The sequence below is a fragment of the Algoriphagus marincola DSM 16067 genome (genome assembly GCF_000429405.1).
Taxonomy (GTDB): Bacteria; Bacteroidota; Bacteroidia; order Cytophagales; family Cyclobacteriaceae; genus Algoriphagus; species Algoriphagus marincola.
This window is the reverse complement of the sequence record NZ_AUBU01000010.1, coordinates 42,093-58,324: the sequence shown is the minus strand read 5'-3', so window position 1 is coordinate 58,324 and position 16,232 is coordinate 42,093. Positions and strand designations below refer to the sequence as shown.

The following is a 16,232-nucleotide window of genomic DNA, read 5'->3' as shown; positions in this document are numbered from 1 at the left end:
TTCGATATAAAGTTAAATCTTTGCGGAAGCCTAACGAATCATTATCAAACTATTTCACCAAAATTAATAGACTGAGAAAATATGCTGGATGACAAGTATGCATACCTGATTCTTTCTTTACTCTATCTACTGGCTTGGTTTGTAGTTTTTATCAAAAGTCCCTGGAAGAGTGGGATGATCAAAGTGGGAATTATTGGCGGGCTGATGGGAATCATTGCAGAAGTTTGGTATTTCCACGATTATTGGAGACCTCCGATGATTTGGAAAACCGGTTGGCCGGGAATTGAGGATTTTATTATTGGCTTTGCGATGTTTGGAGTTGGTGGATATATCCACTCTTCTTTTACTAAAAAGGAGATAGACTTCGAAAGGCAAACAGCCGCCAAAAACCGTGATTTTTTTATTTTATGGTTGATCGGATGCGCTAGCTTGACAGTTTTCAGTCTGATTCTGGATATTCACTCTGGATATGTCACATTCCTGACTTTCATGGGCTTAGCGACTTATATCTGGATCCAAAGGCCCGATTTGATCAAGCTTTCGCTGATTTCGGGTTTTGCTACTTTGGCCATCGTTATGGTTATTTATTACATCACCTTTGGCCTGCTCTATCCTGATTTTTGGGATAAATATGGAATGCTGAACGATGAGCCTATTTTGGGTTATAAAATAATCGGTATTCCAGTCTCTGAAATGCTTTGGCATTTTGGTTGGGCGGTGCTTTGCTCCATGTTTCGTGGGTATAGAAATGGAGTGTACTACAAGGAAGTTTCCCCGATCGGGGCTTAATTTTTGTGGACAAGTTCTGGAAAACTTGTTTAAAAATACCCGCAGAAAGAAAATACATTTGTTAAATGAGTGAACAGCCAGCCAACCCACGTAATTCCCGTAAAAAGCCCACTTACGAAAACCCGAACAACCTAGGTAAACTTCCGCCGCAAGCTACTGACTTGGAAGAGGCAGTCCTTGGTGCTCTTATGCTTGAAAAAGATGCACTGACGCAGGTCATTGATATCTTAAAGGTTGAGAGTTTTTACAAGGATTCGCATCAGGCCATTTTTCAGGCGATTCTTGATCTGTTTTCCGAATCGCAACCAATTGATCTACTCACGGTAACCTCTCAACTCCGGAAAAATGGAAAGCTGGAGATAGCTGGAGGGGCTTTTTATATCACAGAACTGACTTCCAAAGTCTCTTCTGCTGCCAATATCGAATTTCACGCTCGAATTATCACGGAGCAGGCTATCAAGCGAGAGTTGATCAGAATTTCCTCAGAGATCCAAAAGAATGCATTTGAGGAAACTACCGATGTTTTCGAGTTGCTGGATGAGATGGAGCAGTCACTTTTTGAGATATCTGAGAAAAACATTCGGAAAAATTACGCAGATATGCGATCCATCATGCGTGAAGCTATCGCAGAGATGGAGGCAAAAAAGGATCAAAAAGACGGTTTGACGGGAGTTCCTTCAGGATTTACCGATTTGGACCGGGTCACTTCAGGTTGGCAAAAATCAGATTTGGTTATCATTGCGGCCCGTCCTGCGATGGGTAAAACGGCTTTCGTGCTTTCTGTACTTCGAAACGCAGCTGTGGATCATGAGCGTCCTGTTGCGATTTTTTCTCTTGAAATGTCTTCCGTTCAGTTGGTGAATCGATTGATTTCCTCAGAAGCTGAACTTGATTCAGAAAAAATCAAAAAGGGAAGTTTGCTTGAGCATGAATGGGCGCAGCTAGTTCACAAAACAGCCAAGCTTTCCAAGGCATCGCTTTTCGTCGATGATACGCCAGCCTTGTCGATTTTGGAGCTTCGGGCAAAAGCTAGAAAGCTAAAGGCTCAGCACAATATTCAAATGATCGTAATCGATTACCTGCAGCTGATGTCCGGCGATACCAAAGGCGGGGGAGGAGGAAACCGAGAGCAGGAGATTGCAAGTATTTCCCGTGCTTTGAAAAAGATCGCAAAAGAGCTTGAGATCCCGGTGATTGCCCTTTCCCAGCTTTCCCGAGCGGTGGAAACCCGTGGAGGAGATAAAAGACCACAACTTTCTGACCTTCGGGAATCCGGTGCTATCGAGCAGGATGCTGATATGGTTATGTTCCTTTATCGTCCAGAATACTATGGAATTACGGAAGATGAAGGAATGAGTACCCAAGGAGTAGGAGAGGTAATTATTGCGAAGCACCGAAATGGATCCTTAGGCACTGTCAAGCTTCGATTTATCGGCAAATACACCAAGTTTACAGATTTGGATAGTTTGGGTGGATATCAGCAGAATCAATCGACCGAGCCTCTTTACGGAAATAAATTCTCCTCTCAATCCAGCGGAGCGTCCAATTTCGATTCCTCTCAAACTATCAATCTTCCTAGCCGGGCAAATGATGATTCGGATGACCTCTTAAATAGTGACACAGAAAGCCCATTTTAATCATGCTAGGAATTGTTTTAGATAGAAATCTCGCTGATAAAATTCAATTGAGAGAGGTGAGCATCCCTTCACTCATGTCAAATCAGGTGAAAGTAAAAATCAAGGCCGCTGCGCTAAATCATCGGGATGAATGGTGTCGACAAGGGCTCTACCCAAATATTTCCGATGGAGTGATTTTGGGTTCTGATGGAGCTGGAATTATTGAAGAAATTGGGTCAGAAGTTACCTCTTGGAAAGTAGGTCAAGAAGTCATCATAAATCCGGCTCTTCATTGGGGTGAGGATCAAAAGGCCCAATCTAATGATTTTCAAATTTTGGGGATGCCAGAGCATGGGACCCTTTCAGAATATGTCATTGTACCAGCTGACCGACTTCATCTGAAGCCTTCTCATTTGAATTGGGAGGAAGCCGCAGCGCTGCCTTTGGCAGGTTTGACCGCTTTTAGAGCATTGGTATATCAGGGAAAAGTCAAACCAAGCGATCAAGTCCTGATTACAGGCTTTGGAGGGGGAGTTGCACAGTTTGCTGCACAATTCTCAAAAGCTTTAGGTGCTAAGATATATGTATCTAGTAGTCAAGAGTCTAAAATTCAAAAAGCCATCGAAATTGGGCTAGATGGAGGCTTTAATTATAGAGATGAAGATTGGACTAAGAAAGCCCAAAACGAAACAGGAGGGTTTGATTTAATTATTGATGGGGCTTCAGGCGATGGGTTGAATGACTTGATCAAAGTTTCTCGGCCGGGAGCTAGGATAGTCATTTACGGAGCAACGCAGGGAAACCCCGGTAAATTGGAAGCGCGTCGAATTTTCTGGAATCAATTAAAAATTATGGGCAGCACGATGGGTTCGGATAATGATTTCTCTGAAATGCTGGAATTAGTGGAAGAAAAGGAAATCAAACCCTTAGTGGATCAAGTCTTTTCTTTTGAGAATGCCGTGGCTGCATTTGACAGAATGCGGGATGGAAAACAGTTGGGGAAAATTGTTCTTAAGCCTTAATAGCTTTATAAGTCTCACCAAATTCCTTCTTGGCAATTCGGTAAATTTCTGAAAAATCCAGTGGGCATACCAGGAAGTCACCTTCTTTGACTACCATGCTTTCACCCCAAGGAGCTGTAAAAGTAAGCTCCTCATCACTTTTGAAGTGCTCTAGGTCTTGAGCATTGACTTCAATTGCATTGATTTTCCCGATCGGATGGTAGCTGGCCCAGCCTTTTGACAAGCTTTGATGGATTCGGTATTTACTTTCGAAGATCTCCTTTCCAACCAGATATTGCTCACCTGAACTGGTTTGATTTTCAACCAAAAAATCACCTTCCTTCGCCGTGTTTTGGGTTTCTACACCATCTGATGTTCGGGTAATTACTTTTTCCCCCGGCTTTGCTTTTTTAGCCGTCACCAGCGTTTTCTTTTCGTAGGTTTTACCCTTTTCTTCAATTCTCGGAATGAAGTATTCGAGCATTTCTTTCTGTGTGACTGCCATAAAAATTTCTGATTTTTTAACTAGCTGAATTTCAATTTACTAAATTGTATAAAAATGTTTTTCTCCAAAAATCCAAAATCACTTTTATGAAGACTTTAGCCGAAAAATTTGATGCGAAGACTGGAAACAAACGAATCCTTGCCCTGGATGGTGGGGGGATTCGAGGTGCATTGACGCTTGGGTATTTGAAACACATTGAAGAACTCATTCGAAAACAGCACTCGAAACCAGACATGTTGCTTTGTGAGTACTTTGACATGATAGGAGGGACAAGTACCGGGTCTATCATTGCCGCGGCCTTGGCCAAAGGAATGTCTGTGGATGAAATTCGGGATAAATACTTTGAGCTAGGCACCAAAATCTTTGGAAAAAAATACCGCTGGTATCGAATTTTCGAGATTGATGATCTTCTGAAGGCCAAATATGACGATAAGGCCTTGATTTCTGAACTGAAAAACGTATTCGGGGATACTTTGCTTGGGGATCAGAAGGAAATTAAAACGGCTCTTGTCATCGTAGCCAAGCGTGCAGATACCAATTCCGTTTGGCCTTTGAATAACCATCCCAAAGGAAAGTTTTATGACACAGAGCATGGGAATAATAAGGCCATACCCGTTTGGGAATGTGTACGCGCGAGTGCAGCAGCTCCCACTTATTTTCTTCCACAAAGCATTCATGTGGGAGGAAAGGACAGCTATGCCGCATTTGTAGACGGTGGAGTCAGCATGGCCAATAATCCTGCGCTTCAGATGTTGATGGTCGCAACGCTCAAAGGATTCCCTTACCATTGGGAAATGGGTGAGGATAAATTAATGGTCGTGTCTGTAGGGACAGGAATGACTCGCTGGAAAAAGCTACCTCGACGAATCAGTAAAAGTCACCTGCTGAATTGGGCTTCCAATCTTCCAGAAATGTTTATGCAAGATGCCAGTTGGCAAAATCAACAGATCATGCAATGGCTATCGCGCTCGCCTACAGCGGTTGAGATTGATAGTGAAGTGACAGCTTTGGAAGATGATATTCTTACGGATGAACCAGGAAGAAAAAAGGGATTGATTCACTACCTACGCTACAATGTGATGCTTGACGTGGAAGATCTGAATGAGCGATTTAAGCCCTCGAAACCATATACTCAAAAGCAGGTGGATAGCCTAGCTGCGATGGATAATGCAAAAAACTGTCGAAAATTATATGATTTAGGCCACATGGCGGGAGGACAGGAGATCAAGCAAGAGCATTTTCCTACAAATTTCAAAGTTTGACCTAGTCTAGGTCATATTCGAACAGGAAGTTTTGATAGGCATTTTGCAGTTCCCGTAGTGCTTTTGATTCCTTGAGTTGCTTAGCCAGTTCAATTCCTGATTCGAAAGTTTCTTTGGCTTCTTGGATCAGTTCGTTTTCTGCGAAAAAGTGTGCTGATGGGAAATACACCGGTAAATATTCAGGAAAATCCTTTAGGACTTTTCTAAAGTAAAATAGAGCTTTATCAGGTTGACTTATTTCAGTTTCCAGTGCTAATGCGTACCAGTTAAAGGGGTTGTTAGGTTCTTCTTTTGCAAACTCTTCTAAAAGTCTAAGTCGCTCTAAATTGGCCATGAATTGTTTTTTTAATTAAGGTCTTACTGTTATTTTCACGACAAATAAATCTAAAATAATCAAATTCTAAACCAATGAAGATTCTTGTATGTATCACCCACGTGCCAGATACGACGTCAAAGATTCAATTCACTGACAATAATACAAAGTTTGACACCACAGGGGTTCAGTTTATCATCGGTCCCTACGATGACTATGCATTGGCTCGAGCAGTTGAGCTAAGAGATCAGACTGGAGGTAAATTGACCGTATTAAATGTAGGACTTGCAGAAAGTGACCCTACGCTGCGAAAGGCATTGGCCATCGGGGCTGACGAAGCTATCCGAGTGAATGCTGAGCCAAAAGATTCATTTTTCGTAGCTTCTCAAATCGCTCATTATGCCAAAGAGGGAGGCTATGACTTGATTTTGATGGGAAGAGAATCTATTGATTTCAATGGAGGAATGGTCCATGGAATGGTCGGAGAAATCCTTGGCATGCCATCCTTTTCTCCAGTAATGAAGCTGGATGTGGAAGGAAGCACGGTGAAAATGGCCCGTGAGATTGAAGGGGGTAAGGAAATGCTTGAGGCTACCCTTCCTTTGATCGCTGGATGTCAGGAGCCCATCGCAGAATGGAAAATTCCTAACATGCGTGGAATCATGTCTGCTCGAACAAAGCCTTTGAATGTCTTGGAAGCCGTTTCTGAAGAAACACAAGCAGAAGCTACACAATATCAGCTTCCTCCTGCAAAAGGTGCTGTGAAGCTCATCGATAAGGACAATGTTGGAGAGCTAGTGAAGCTTTTGAAAAACGAAGCTAAAGTCCTTTAATTCAATAAAATAGAGAATTTAAAATCAAGATAATATGGCAATTTTAGTATATATAGAACACGCAGGAGGTAAGGTAAAAAAGACAAGTCTTGAGGCAGTATCGTTTGCAAATGCTTTGGCAGCTAAAACCAACGAAGGAGAAGTAGTCGCTGTAGCTTTAGGTGCTATCGGAGATGATGAGTTAGCTTCTGTGGGTTCTGCCGGTGCTGCAAAAGTATTGCATGCCTCAGATGACAGGCTTTCTGCAGGAGTAATTCAGGCGCATGCATCAGCTGTTGCTCAAGCATTCGAGAAGGTAGGAGCAAAGACTGTAGTTTTAGCAAAATCATCCCTTGGTGATGCTGTAGCTGCCCGACTGGCAATTAAAATTAAAGCAGGACTTGTTTCAAACGTAGTCGAATTGCCCGATACAAGTTCAGGATACCAAGTGAAAAGAAGTATTTACACCGGAAAGGCTTTTGCCATGACGGCAGTAGAAACTGAAAATAAAATCTTGGCGATCAAAAAGAATGCTGTTGACTTGAAAACGGATGGTGCTCCAGCAAGTGTAGAATCCTTTGAAGTTAGCTTGGCTGATTCTGATTTTGCTTCGAAAATCACATCTATTGAGCAGGCTACAGGTGAAATACTACTTCCTGAAGCTGACATCGTAGTTTCAGGCGGACGCGGAATGAAAGGCCCTGAGAATTGGGGAATGATAGAAGACTTGGCCAAAACCTTGGGAGCAGCAACCGGCTGTTCAAAGCCAGTTTCTGACATCGGTTGGAGACCTCATCACGAGCACGTAGGCCAAACTGGTGTAAAAGTTGCACCAACTTTATACGTAGCAATAGGAATTTCAGGCGCTATTCAGCATCTTGCGGGCGTAAACTCTTCAAAATATATCGTCGTGATCAATAAAGATCCGGAAGCTCCATTTTTCAAAGCTGCGGATTATGGGATCGTAGGAGATGCTTTTGAAGTTGTTCCTAAGTTGAACGAAGCGCTTAAAGCTGAACTCTAATTTTTGTGGAAAAAGTTATTGAACTGGAAATTTTAGGTCTTTCTTCTAACCATTCTCAGTCAGGATCTTTTACTTTGGTACTGGGAGAGGTTGGAGGAGTCCGCCGTCTACCCATCGTCATTGGGATGTTTGAAGCTCAGGCAATTGCCTTGGAGATAGAAAAAATAATTCCTAATCGTCCGATGACGCATGACTTATTTAAATCATTCGCTACAGGATTCAATTATGATATCGATCGGGTGGTGATTACTGATATGAAAGAAGGTGTGTATTACGCCAAAATTCAATGTCGAAGTGATCAGGTCGATGCAGAAATTGATTCCAGGCCATCTGATGCTATTGCCATTGCAATTCGCTTCGGTTGTCCGATATTCTGTAGCGAAAAGGTGATGTCGGAAGGTGGCGTGGAGCATTTCGATGTAGAAGAGCCCCAAACCAAAAGTACCAAGTCAACTTCTTCACAAAAATTTACTGCAAAGAAAGAACCATCCTTGAAGGATTTTAGCTTGGATAAACTCAATCAATTGCTGGATAAGGCAATCGCTGATGAGGACTATGAAAAAGCTGCGCGAATCAGGGATGAAATAAATAAACGAAACTAGGACTTCGAAAAAAGCCTGAGAGATCAGGCTTTTTTATTGCTCCCTATTCTCTAATTTTGAGGCTTCTGCTTCAACAGGAATTCTATGGATTATATCAGAGGTATCATTGGTTTGCTTGTCATCGTGGCAATTGCTTACATTTTTTCAGCAAACCGACGAAAAGTAGATTGGAGACTGGTGCTTATAGGAATTGCTCTCCAATTGGTTTTTGGAATTCTGATCACTAAGGTTCCGATTGTTGCTTCCGGCTTTTCGGCTTTATCCAGTGCATTTGTCAAGTTTCTGAGTTTTAGTGAGGCAGGGGCAAGGTTTATTTTCGGCGATCTGGCAGGTGATAGTTTCGGATTCATATTCGCTTTTAAGGTTTTACCGACGATTATTTTCTTTTCTACCGTTTCTGCTGGGCTATATTACTTAGGGGTTCTTCAAAAAGTGGTCTTTGGAATCGCCTGGATAATGGCACGCACGATGCGATTGTCCGGTCCGGAAAGTCTCTCTGCAGCGGGAAATATTTTCTTGGGACAAACTGAAGCTCCACTACTTGTTCGCCCCTTTATTCCCAATATGACCAAGTCAGAACTTATGTGCTTGATGACGGGTGGTATGGCGACAATAGCAGGAGGTGTTCTTGCAGGCTACGTAGCCTTTTTGGGAGGAGATAGTCTAGAAGAGCAAAGTAAATTTGCTGCCTATCTTTTGGGAGCGAGTATTATGAATGCACCGGCTGCGATAGTGCTATCGAAGATTTTCATCCCTGAAGTGGAAAAAGAGCGCGTCCAAGAAAAGCTGGAAGTGAGTAAGGAAAGTATGGGAGTCAACCTGATCGACGCCATGTCTATTGGTGCTTCCGAAGGATTAAAGCTTGCTCTCAACGTAGGGGCCATGCTTTTGGCTTTTATAGCGGTCATTGCAGCTGTCAATTACTTTTTGAGTGATTTGTTTGGTGAAGTGACAGGAATCAATGGCTTTGTGGTAAGTACCACAGGAGGACAGTTTGATGGCTTTTCTCTGGAATATATTTTTGGGCAGGTATTCCGAATTTTCGCTTGGGTGATAGGGGTAGAGTGGACGGATACTTTGCAGGTAGGAAGTCTCTTGGGTCAAAAGACAGTGATCAATGAATTTGTAGCCTACTTGAGTCTTTCCGAAATGAAAGAGGTAGGTTCTCTTTCTCCCAAGTCCATCGTCATCGCAACCTATGCGCTGTGTGGTTTTTCTAATTTCAGTTCAATTGCCATTCAGCTAGGTGGAATCAGTATCATCGCTCCTAATAAACAGGGAACGCTGAGTAAACTTGGTTTGATTTCGCTTTTTGCTGCTTCACTTGCTTGTATGATGACAGCGACAATTGCGGGAATGTTGTTTTAAGTAGCGAGTAGCAGGTCTCAAGAAGCAAGTAATCAGTAGAAGCTAGCTCGAAAAATCTTCACCTTGATAAAGTTTTAAAACTTATAAAACAAAAAACCCGGGGATGATTCATATCCCCGGGTTTGAATTTTTAAGAGTCAATCAATTATCGATCTCCGTAAAGCTCTTTGCTTGCCTGCTCGTACTTGTCACCGGCAACCCATTTTGGCTTTGCAGCATCATTAGCGATAAGTTCGGCTGCTCGGATATAGGATTTCCAATATTTCACCGCATAGTCCAAATCAAAGTTGTCCACATGATCACCTGGCTTGTGGTAGTATTTGCTGATCTCATCATCAAAGGCTCTAAAACCCAAAGAGAAGGTAGGTGCAGGAATTCCCTTTCTAGCAAAATTCACATTATCAGAGCGATCGTAAAGTCCTTGCTCAGGAGAAGGGTCTGCGATTGCTTCCAGCCCAAACTCTGATACTGCCTGACTAATCAGTGGATCACTGCTAGTCCTTCCCAAACCAATGACGGTAATTATCTCGGTATCATTGTACCCACCATTGTCAATATTCAGATTATAGATGATCTTATCTAGAGGAATCAGTGGGTTTTCAGCGAAATAGGCCGAACCCAAAAGTCCTTTTTCCTCTGCTGTCCAAAGCGCTAGGATAATGGATCGTTTCGGTGGATTTTTTGCAAAGTATTTTGCTGCATTCATCACGGCTACCGTTCCGACAGCATTGTCTCTTGCTCCATTGTAAATGGAGTCTCCTTCCGCATCAGGTGTACCCACTCCCACATGATCATAATGAGCTGATAGCAATAGATACTCGTCTTTCAGCTCAGGGTCAGTTCCCTCGATCCAAGCCACCACATTTTTTCCCTCAATTTTGGTATTGTTTTTACCTGCCACATTCAGTTGAATGTTTTTTACTTTTCCATCGCTGAGGGAATTCTCTGCATCCTTCACCCAAAGATAGGGTAGGCTGGAGCTCTCACCCTGATCGATTCCAAGCGTAGGTCGGTTTAGAAAGTTGGCAACCAATTGCCACGGAACGGAAGGAATATTGAATCGCTCTACCAAGGCTACTGCTCCGGCTTTTTGAGCTCTAGCAGTCTTTAATCTTCCAAGGGCAAAAAGGGCAGCAGGGCTCATTTGATCTGGTGCGCCCACGTTAGTAATGACTACCTTACCTTTGACATCTTTGCCAGCAAAGTCCTCTTCTAGACCAAATCCCAAATCCACTACTTCATAGTCACCCGAAGCCGCCTCTCCATCTAAGACTAGGAGTTCTTCGCCTTGTGAATATTTGGTATTCCCTATCATCAATTCTCCGGTTTTTGGTGGAGCAGAAAGATTAAAAGGGATATTTTGGAAATAGCCATCCGCTCCCGGGATTGGCTGAGCTTTGTACTTTTTTAGAAATTTTGCAATGTAATTGTAAGCTAAAGCCATCTCAGGACGGGCGGGATCCCTTCCCATCAATTCATCTGAGGCTAAATAGGTAAAATGACTAATTGCTTCTTTTTCTTTAAATCGCTTTTCGATTGTTTCCTGCTGGGCAGTCGCAAGGCCTGAAAGTGAGACTAGCAGTGCCAAGCTTAAAATCTTTTTATTCATCTGATTGGGTTTAATTGCCTTAAAATACGAGAAATAGAAATAGGGATTAACTCAAATTCAAAACTTCTTCTGCTTTAATCCCCAGATCCACTAAAATTGCCCGAAAGTGTACAGGTAGTGCTGCCTGAATTCGGATGAGCTTATTTTCAATCGGGTGGGTGAACTCCAAAGTATGGGCATGAAGCAGCATTTTATGGAGCTTGAATTGAGCTTCAAAAAACTTATTCTGTTTATTGTCTCCATGTTTCTTATCTCCGATGATGTAATGTCTGGCTTGTGCTAAATGCCTTCTAATCTGATGTGTTCGGCCGGTTTCAGGAGAAAGCTCCAGTAAAGCATAGCGACTGCTGGGGTATCGACCGGTGGTATCAAAAGGAATTTCTGCTGAGAAAAGGACTTTAAAGCGGGTAATTGCCTCCTGAAGTTTTTTACTTCGCTCACTTTCTAACGGACGATCAAAAGTACCTTGAGCTTCTCTCGGTACCCCCCGAACTAGCGCCAAGTAAGTTTTTTTCACCCTTCGCTCAGCAAATTCCTTTTCTACAAGAGGAATCAAGTCTCGATTCTTAGTGAAAAGTAAAACTCCTGAAGTAGCCCTGTCTAATCGGTGAACGGGATGGACGTGGACTCCAACTTGATCCCGAAGCATTTGAATGGCAAGCTCATGCTGCTCTTCTGCCGCTAGTTTCGTTCGGTGAACCAAAAGGCCTGCCGGCTTATTTATAGCAATCAGTCCAGCGTCTTCGTAGATAATCTCCAACATTCGATTCGAGTTCAATAGATGGTACCTGAACCGATGCACTCTTCACCTTGATACCATGCTACAAACTGACCGGAGGCGATTCCTTTTTGGGCTTGATCAAAGATGATGTACAGACCATTTTCGCGTTGCAAAAGAGTGGCTCCAGAAAGGGCTTGTCTGTATCGTATTCTTGCTTCATATCTGGCAGTTTCTCCGGGAAGAAGCTTCAAATCCTCTCGAATCCAATGAATTTGATCATTTTTTACAAAAAGAGCATACCTTAAGAGACCTGGATGATCTTCTCCAAGTCCTACATAGATGACATTTTCTTTGGTATCCGTAGCGATCACAAAAAGCGGTTTACCGGTTCCCCCTACGTTCAATCCTTTTCGCTGACCGACTGTAAAATAATGGGCACCTCGATGTTCGCCGACTTTTTTCCCTTCATCTACTTGATAGGTTAGGGGAAAGGCTAGATCCCTTAGTGTTTCTTCATCGTAATCTTCCGGGTCCAGATTGGCAGGTACTTGGTATTTTTTAAGTTTGCCCAATTCTGAAGGAATCTCTATGATGGGGCCTGTTTTCGGCTTCAACTGCTGCTGGAGAAAGTCTGGAAGTCTCACTTTTCCGATAAAGCAAAGTCCCTGAGAATCTTTCTTTTCTGCCGTAATCAAGTCTAGTTTTTTGGCAATGGCTCTGACCTCAGACTTTTTCAGATGGCCGATGGGAAATAGTGCTTTTGATAATTGACTTTGGGTCAATTGACATAAGAAATAGCTTTGGTCTTTATTGGGATCAGCTCCGGCGAGGAGTTGGTAAACGGATTTTCCATCAACTTCTATTTCACCTTTTTGGCAATAGTGGCCTGTAGCTACAAAATCAGCTTTGAGCTTTTGGGCTGCTTTTAGGAAGATATCAAACTTGATTTCTCGGTTACAAAGAATATCCGGATTGGGTGTTCTGCCAGCTTCATATTCAGCAAACATGTAATCAACGATGCGTTCGCGGTATTCCTCGCTGAGATCGATGGCTTGGAAAGGAATTCCGAGTTTCTCGGCCACCAACATGGCATCGGTAGAATCCTCCATCCAAGGACATTCATTGGAGATGGTGACAGATTCATCGTGCCAGTTTTTCATAAACATACCGATGACTTCGTAGCCTTGTTCCAATAAAAGATGGGCGGCTACAGAGCTATCCACACCACCGGATAGCCCGACTACAACTCTTGGTTTTCTATTTGCCATGATTCAGAGATGGATTAAAGGTCCATTGAATTTCACTTGTAAACCCCCATTTTTTTCAAGGGGTTCAATTTTAGCCAAAGTTCGGTAAAATGAATGGCATCACCATCCAAAAGATATTTATCTCTTTGTGCGCTTAAGGTCCAAGAATCTCTAATTTTGTCAGACCTTTTTTGGATTGAGACCATGAACTTCCAACTATTAAAAGATGCCATCGCAGGTAAGGAGCAGGATTTTACCAAGCTTTCTCTGAAGACTGCAATTTTTGTATTGGCGGTACCGATGATTTTGGAGATGATGATGGAATCTCTATTTGCGGTAGTGGATATCTTCTTTGTAGCCAAATTGGGAGAAAAGGCCATTGCTACAGTGGGTTTGACTGAGTCCGTGATCGTGCTTGTTTATGCGGTTGGATTCGGGATAAGCATGGCAGCAACAGCTTTGATTTCTAGAAGGTTTGGAGAAAAGGACTATCATCAAGCAGGATCTTTAGCCTTCCAATTGCTATTGGTGGGAGGAGCAATATCACTTATTTTCAGTGTTTTGGGGATATTTTTCGCTTCTGACATCCTCCTGCTCATGGGAGCTGAGGAAGAAGTGATTATTACGGGTTCAAGATTTACCCAGATTATCTTTGCAGGGAATGCAGCCATTCTACTGCTCTTTTTGATCAATGGTGCTTTCCGAGGAGCGGGCCAGGCTCATCATGCAATGCGATCACTTTGGATTGCCAATGGCTTTAATATCATTCTGGATCCTTTGTTGATTTTTGGATTGGGAAGTTTTGATGGATTCGGGCTGGAAGGAGCTGCTTGGGCTACTACAGTTGGCCGTGGAACCGGGGTTTTATATCAACTCTACCATCTTTTTAATGGAAAACACCGATTGCAGATCACCGCTGCTAATCTGATTGTCAAGTGGAAGACTATCCGTAAGATCATGGATATCGCCCTTGGAGGGATGGGCCAATTCTTAATTGACTCTGTATCTTGGGTTGCTTTGACCCGAATGAATGCAGAGTTTGGATCCACTGCACTTGCCGGCTATACGATTGCAATGAGGGTATTGATTTTTACCATCTTACCGGCTTGGGGTATATCCGGTGCTGCTGCCACTTTGGTTGGACAGAATCTGGGTGCAAAGGAAGTAGGAAGAGCTGAAGAATCTGTATGGCTCACTGCCAAATACTGCATGATTTTTATGGCATCTGTCACAGGGATTTATCTTTTCTATTCAGATGAATTGGCGGGAATTTTTACTGATAATCTAGAGGTACGGGATATTGCAGCTCAGGGACTTTGGGTGATTGCTTTAGGTTATGTTTTTTTTGCCATCGGCATGGTCTTAACTCAGGCATTTAATGGAGCAGGGGATACCAAGACTCCCGCCTGGATCAATGTAGCTGTATTATTGGCATTTGAAATTCCACTTGCCTGGGTCTTAGCATTTACCTTTGACTTGAAATATCTTGGGATCTTTATAGCCATAGCCATCGCACATTCACTTCATGCTGTGGTAGCTTATGTATTTTTCAAGAAAGGTAATTGGAAGCGAATAGCTGTATAAAAAAATCAGCAAGCCGATGTTCAGCTTGCTGATCTTCAATCAAAAGAATATGAATATCCGCAATCATGTCAGCTACCTTATTTACTTTGCTTGACTGGTTGGAAGAACGAAGACCCAGCCACGGCTGGCAGGCGAAGCTTCCGGATTCTGATCCTTTCAGCAGACAATAAGCCGACTTTTTGTCAACACTGGTAAGAAAGCGGATATCTTTATAAGAGAGTATTCACCCTTAATTCAATGAAACAAACTTACTGTCAACTGTTTCATTGATGAAGTATATTTTCTTACCGCCAAAGGTTTGGCTTTCGCTATTGTAAGCAGCTACTTGGACAATTCCCTGAGAAGTAGCTCGAAGTCCACTGATTTCTGAGGCTGAGAAAGTCATGCTTGTAGACCTAGCTTCTTTAGTGACCACTTCACGCCCATCAGAAATTACCCAAAGAATATTATCAACGTTGGAAGGTACATTTTGAATGCTTAGTGTGACGTCACCACCCAAGGCGATTTGATCTCCTACGCTGGTTTGAAATCTGACTACTCCTGGCATTGGCTTATTGGTGGTATGAGAAAACCCATCGAATTCATTTCCTCCAGAGACAACCCAATCATTAGCTTGCCCCTCGTTGATTCCAAGGGTGATATCTGTGAAATTGTTGACATAAGTTCCATTGACATTTTGCATGGCAAAGGCATTGATACTGACATCTCCGGCATTGACCAGGCTGCTATTGATGCCAGAAGAATAGAAGTTGGCATTGGCCACATCAATCAAAATATCAGGCATTCCGGGCACGGTAGGCGTACCTTCGGGAAGGTTTGATTTTGCTTTAATAGCAGCTAGTACGCCATCTGCATCCCCCGGACTCGGTAAAGGATTTGTCTGTGTGGTTTGTTGCGGATCCTCCGAATCTGAATCGCATGAAGCAGAAATTCCTAGCAGAATGACAAAAGATAGAACTCGATAAAAGTTTGAAATTTTCATGGCATTGAAAGTTTTTTGTTTCTCCAAAGCTCATGGTTTACTGACTAGGACTCAATACGGCATTTTACCTATTTATTCATTGCTAAAGCATTGCACATTAATAAAATAGGGCATGTTGTAAAAACTCTTTTCCGGATAAATGGCACATCCTGCTGCCATCTGATTTAAGCCTGGATTGACTAGGTTGGCTCGATGGCCAGGGGAGTCAATCCAAAGTTGTACTATCTCACGTGCATAGGAAATATAGCTATGGTAGGGGACCGGTTCAGACTCTTTGCCTTGATAAATAAACTCTCCGGGGCTGGTAGGAGGATAAATTCTTTTTCCATATTCATAATCTATCCCTGCGGTTGCACTGATATTTTCAGCTATCAGTGGTGGATTTAATCCTACAATTTGAAAACGATCCCTGAGTTTCCGCTTGTTTCTGATTTTGCTTTGATGTCCGTAAAAATTATGCTTGACCATGTCTCCAGCATGATCGGCTGCAAGTTTCTCTATTTTGTAGGAATACCGAAAAGCAGGTAGACCTTGTTTGGTCCGATATTCATTGCTTACATAAAAAATCGCCGCATGGAGTAGCGGATAATCAATATCTGAAGGATCCAAAACCTGGTAGGCTGGCTCATATCTATAAAATGAATCCCAAGTAAAATCCTCATAATCAGCCAAGGACCAATTTTGAGCTTTTACTTCTAGATGAATACACAATAGGAGGAATACAAGAATAGGTCTACACATTGTCCAATTTCAATCGTACTGAAATTTTTACGCTGGAATAGACCTATTTAGTATGG

At 42.6% G+C, this 16,232-nt stretch carries 16 protein-coding genes; 9 read left to right on the top strand and 7 right to left on the bottom strand.

Annotated elements, in window-relative coordinates; all coding sequences use genetic code 11:
- The first annotated feature begins 81 nt into the window (after window positions 1-81).
- The 3 genes from G457_RS0110745 to G457_RS0110735 all read left to right on the top strand — a co-directional run bounded on the left by G457_RS0110745 (window position 82) and on the right by G457_RS0110735 (window position 3,427).
- A complete protein-coding gene (locus G457_RS0110745; RefSeq protein ID WP_026946483.1) occupies window positions 82-789 on the top strand; it encodes a lycopene cyclase domain-containing protein in 708 nt (235 codons plus the stop codon).
- A gap of 65 nt (window positions 790-854) precedes the next feature.
- Window positions 855-2,426: a replicative DNA helicase gene (dnaB, locus tag G457_RS0110740; protein WP_026946482.1), complete on the top strand. Its 1,572-nt coding sequence runs from the start codon at window positions 855-857 to the stop codon at window positions 2,424-2,426.
- A gap of 2 nt (window positions 2,427-2,428) precedes the next feature.
- Entirely contained in the window at window positions 2,429-3,427 is a 999-nt protein-coding gene (locus G457_RS0110735; RefSeq protein ID WP_026946481.1) for a zinc-binding dehydrogenase, read from the top strand.
- On the opposite strand, the gene G457_RS21350 is transcribed toward G457_RS0110735, so the two are convergent.
- A complete protein-coding gene (locus G457_RS21350) occupies window positions 3,417-3,911 on the bottom strand; it encodes a hypothetical protein (protein WP_051260788.1) in 495 nt (164 codons plus the stop codon). The genes G457_RS0110735 and G457_RS21350 overlap by 11 nt on opposite strands.
- 86 nt (window positions 3,912-3,997) lie before the next feature.
- On the opposite strand from G457_RS21350, the gene G457_RS21345 reads away from it, so the two are divergent.
- Window positions 3,998-5,173: a patatin-like phospholipase family protein gene (locus tag G457_RS21345; protein ID WP_051260809.1), complete on the top strand. Its 1,176-nt coding sequence runs from the start codon at window positions 3,998-4,000 to the stop codon at window positions 5,171-5,173.
- Window position 5,174: 1 nt separating this feature from the next.
- Here G457_RS21345 and G457_RS0110720 read toward each other — a convergent pair whose 3' ends face one another.
- Window positions 5,175-5,507 carry a hypothetical protein gene (locus tag G457_RS0110720; RefSeq protein WP_026946480.1) on the bottom strand — a complete coding sequence of 111 codons (333 nt, stop codon included), beginning with the start codon at window positions 5,505-5,507 and terminating at the stop codon, window positions 5,175-5,177.
- 74 nt (window positions 5,508-5,581) lie between these two features.
- Between G457_RS0110720 and G457_RS0110715 the strand changes: the two genes are divergently transcribed.
- From G457_RS0110715 to G457_RS0110700, 4 genes are all read left to right on the top strand, one after another.
- Entirely contained in the window at window positions 5,582-6,319 is a 738-nt protein-coding gene (locus tag G457_RS0110715) for an electron transfer flavoprotein subunit beta/FixA family protein (protein WP_026946479.1), read from the top strand.
- Window positions 6,320-6,353: 34 nt separating this feature from the next.
- Entirely contained in the window at window positions 6,354-7,322 is a 969-nt protein-coding gene (locus tag G457_RS0110710) for an electron transfer flavoprotein subunit alpha/FixB family protein (protein ID WP_026946478.1), read from the top strand.
- A 5-nt stretch (window positions 7,323-7,327) separates the two neighbouring features.
- Entirely contained in the window at window positions 7,328-7,924 is a 597-nt protein-coding gene (locus G457_RS0110705; protein ID WP_026946477.1) for a bifunctional nuclease family protein, read from the top strand.
- An 84-nt stretch (window positions 7,925-8,008) separates the two neighbouring features.
- Window positions 8,009-9,292: a NupC/NupG family nucleoside CNT transporter gene (locus G457_RS0110700; RefSeq protein WP_026946476.1), complete on the top strand. Its 1,284-nt coding sequence runs from the start codon at window positions 8,009-8,011 to the stop codon at window positions 9,290-9,292.
- A gap of 145 nt (window positions 9,293-9,437) precedes the next feature.
- Here G457_RS0110700 and G457_RS0110695 read toward each other — a convergent pair whose 3' ends face one another.
- Genes G457_RS0110695 through mnmA form a run of 3 tightly spaced genes read right to left on the bottom strand, consistent with a single transcriptional unit; the run spans window position 9,438 to window position 12,890 of the window.
- On the bottom strand, window positions 9,438-10,901 hold the full coding sequence (locus tag G457_RS0110695) for a M28 family peptidase (RefSeq protein WP_026946475.1): 1,464 nt from the start codon (window positions 10,899-10,901) through the stop codon (window positions 9,438-9,440).
- A 46-nt stretch (window positions 10,902-10,947) separates the two neighbouring features.
- Entirely contained in the window at window positions 10,948-11,664 is a 717-nt protein-coding gene (locus G457_RS0110690) for a pseudouridine synthase (protein ID WP_026946474.1), read from the bottom strand.
- A gap of 11 nt (window positions 11,665-11,675) precedes the next feature.
- Window positions 11,676-12,890 carry a tRNA 2-thiouridine(34) synthase MnmA gene (gene mnmA / locus G457_RS0110685; protein WP_026946473.1) on the bottom strand — a complete coding sequence of 405 codons (1,215 nt, stop codon included), beginning with the start codon at window positions 12,888-12,890 and terminating at the stop codon, window positions 11,676-11,678.
- 183 nt (window positions 12,891-13,073) lie between these two features.
- On the opposite strand from mnmA, the gene G457_RS0110675 reads away from it, so the two are divergent.
- Window positions 13,074-14,453: an MATE family efflux transporter gene (locus G457_RS0110675; protein ID WP_035483664.1), complete on the top strand. Its 1,380-nt coding sequence runs from the start codon at window positions 13,074-13,076 to the stop codon at window positions 14,451-14,453.
- 229 nt (window positions 14,454-14,682) lie between these two features.
- Here the strand turns inward: G457_RS0110675 and G457_RS0110670 are convergent, their stop codons facing one another.
- The gene (locus G457_RS0110670; RefSeq protein ID WP_026946471.1) at window positions 14,683-15,435 is read right to left on the bottom strand and encodes a hypothetical protein; all 753 of its coding nucleotides are present in this window, start codon (window positions 15,433-15,435) and stop codon (window positions 14,683-14,685) included.
- Between the two features lie 72 nt (window positions 15,436-15,507).
- Window positions 15,508-16,176 carry a CAP domain-containing protein gene (locus tag G457_RS21340; RefSeq protein WP_051260787.1) on the bottom strand — a complete coding sequence of 223 codons (669 nt, stop codon included), beginning with the start codon at window positions 16,174-16,176 and terminating at the stop codon, window positions 15,508-15,510.
- Window positions 16,177-16,232 lie beyond the last annotated feature (56 nt).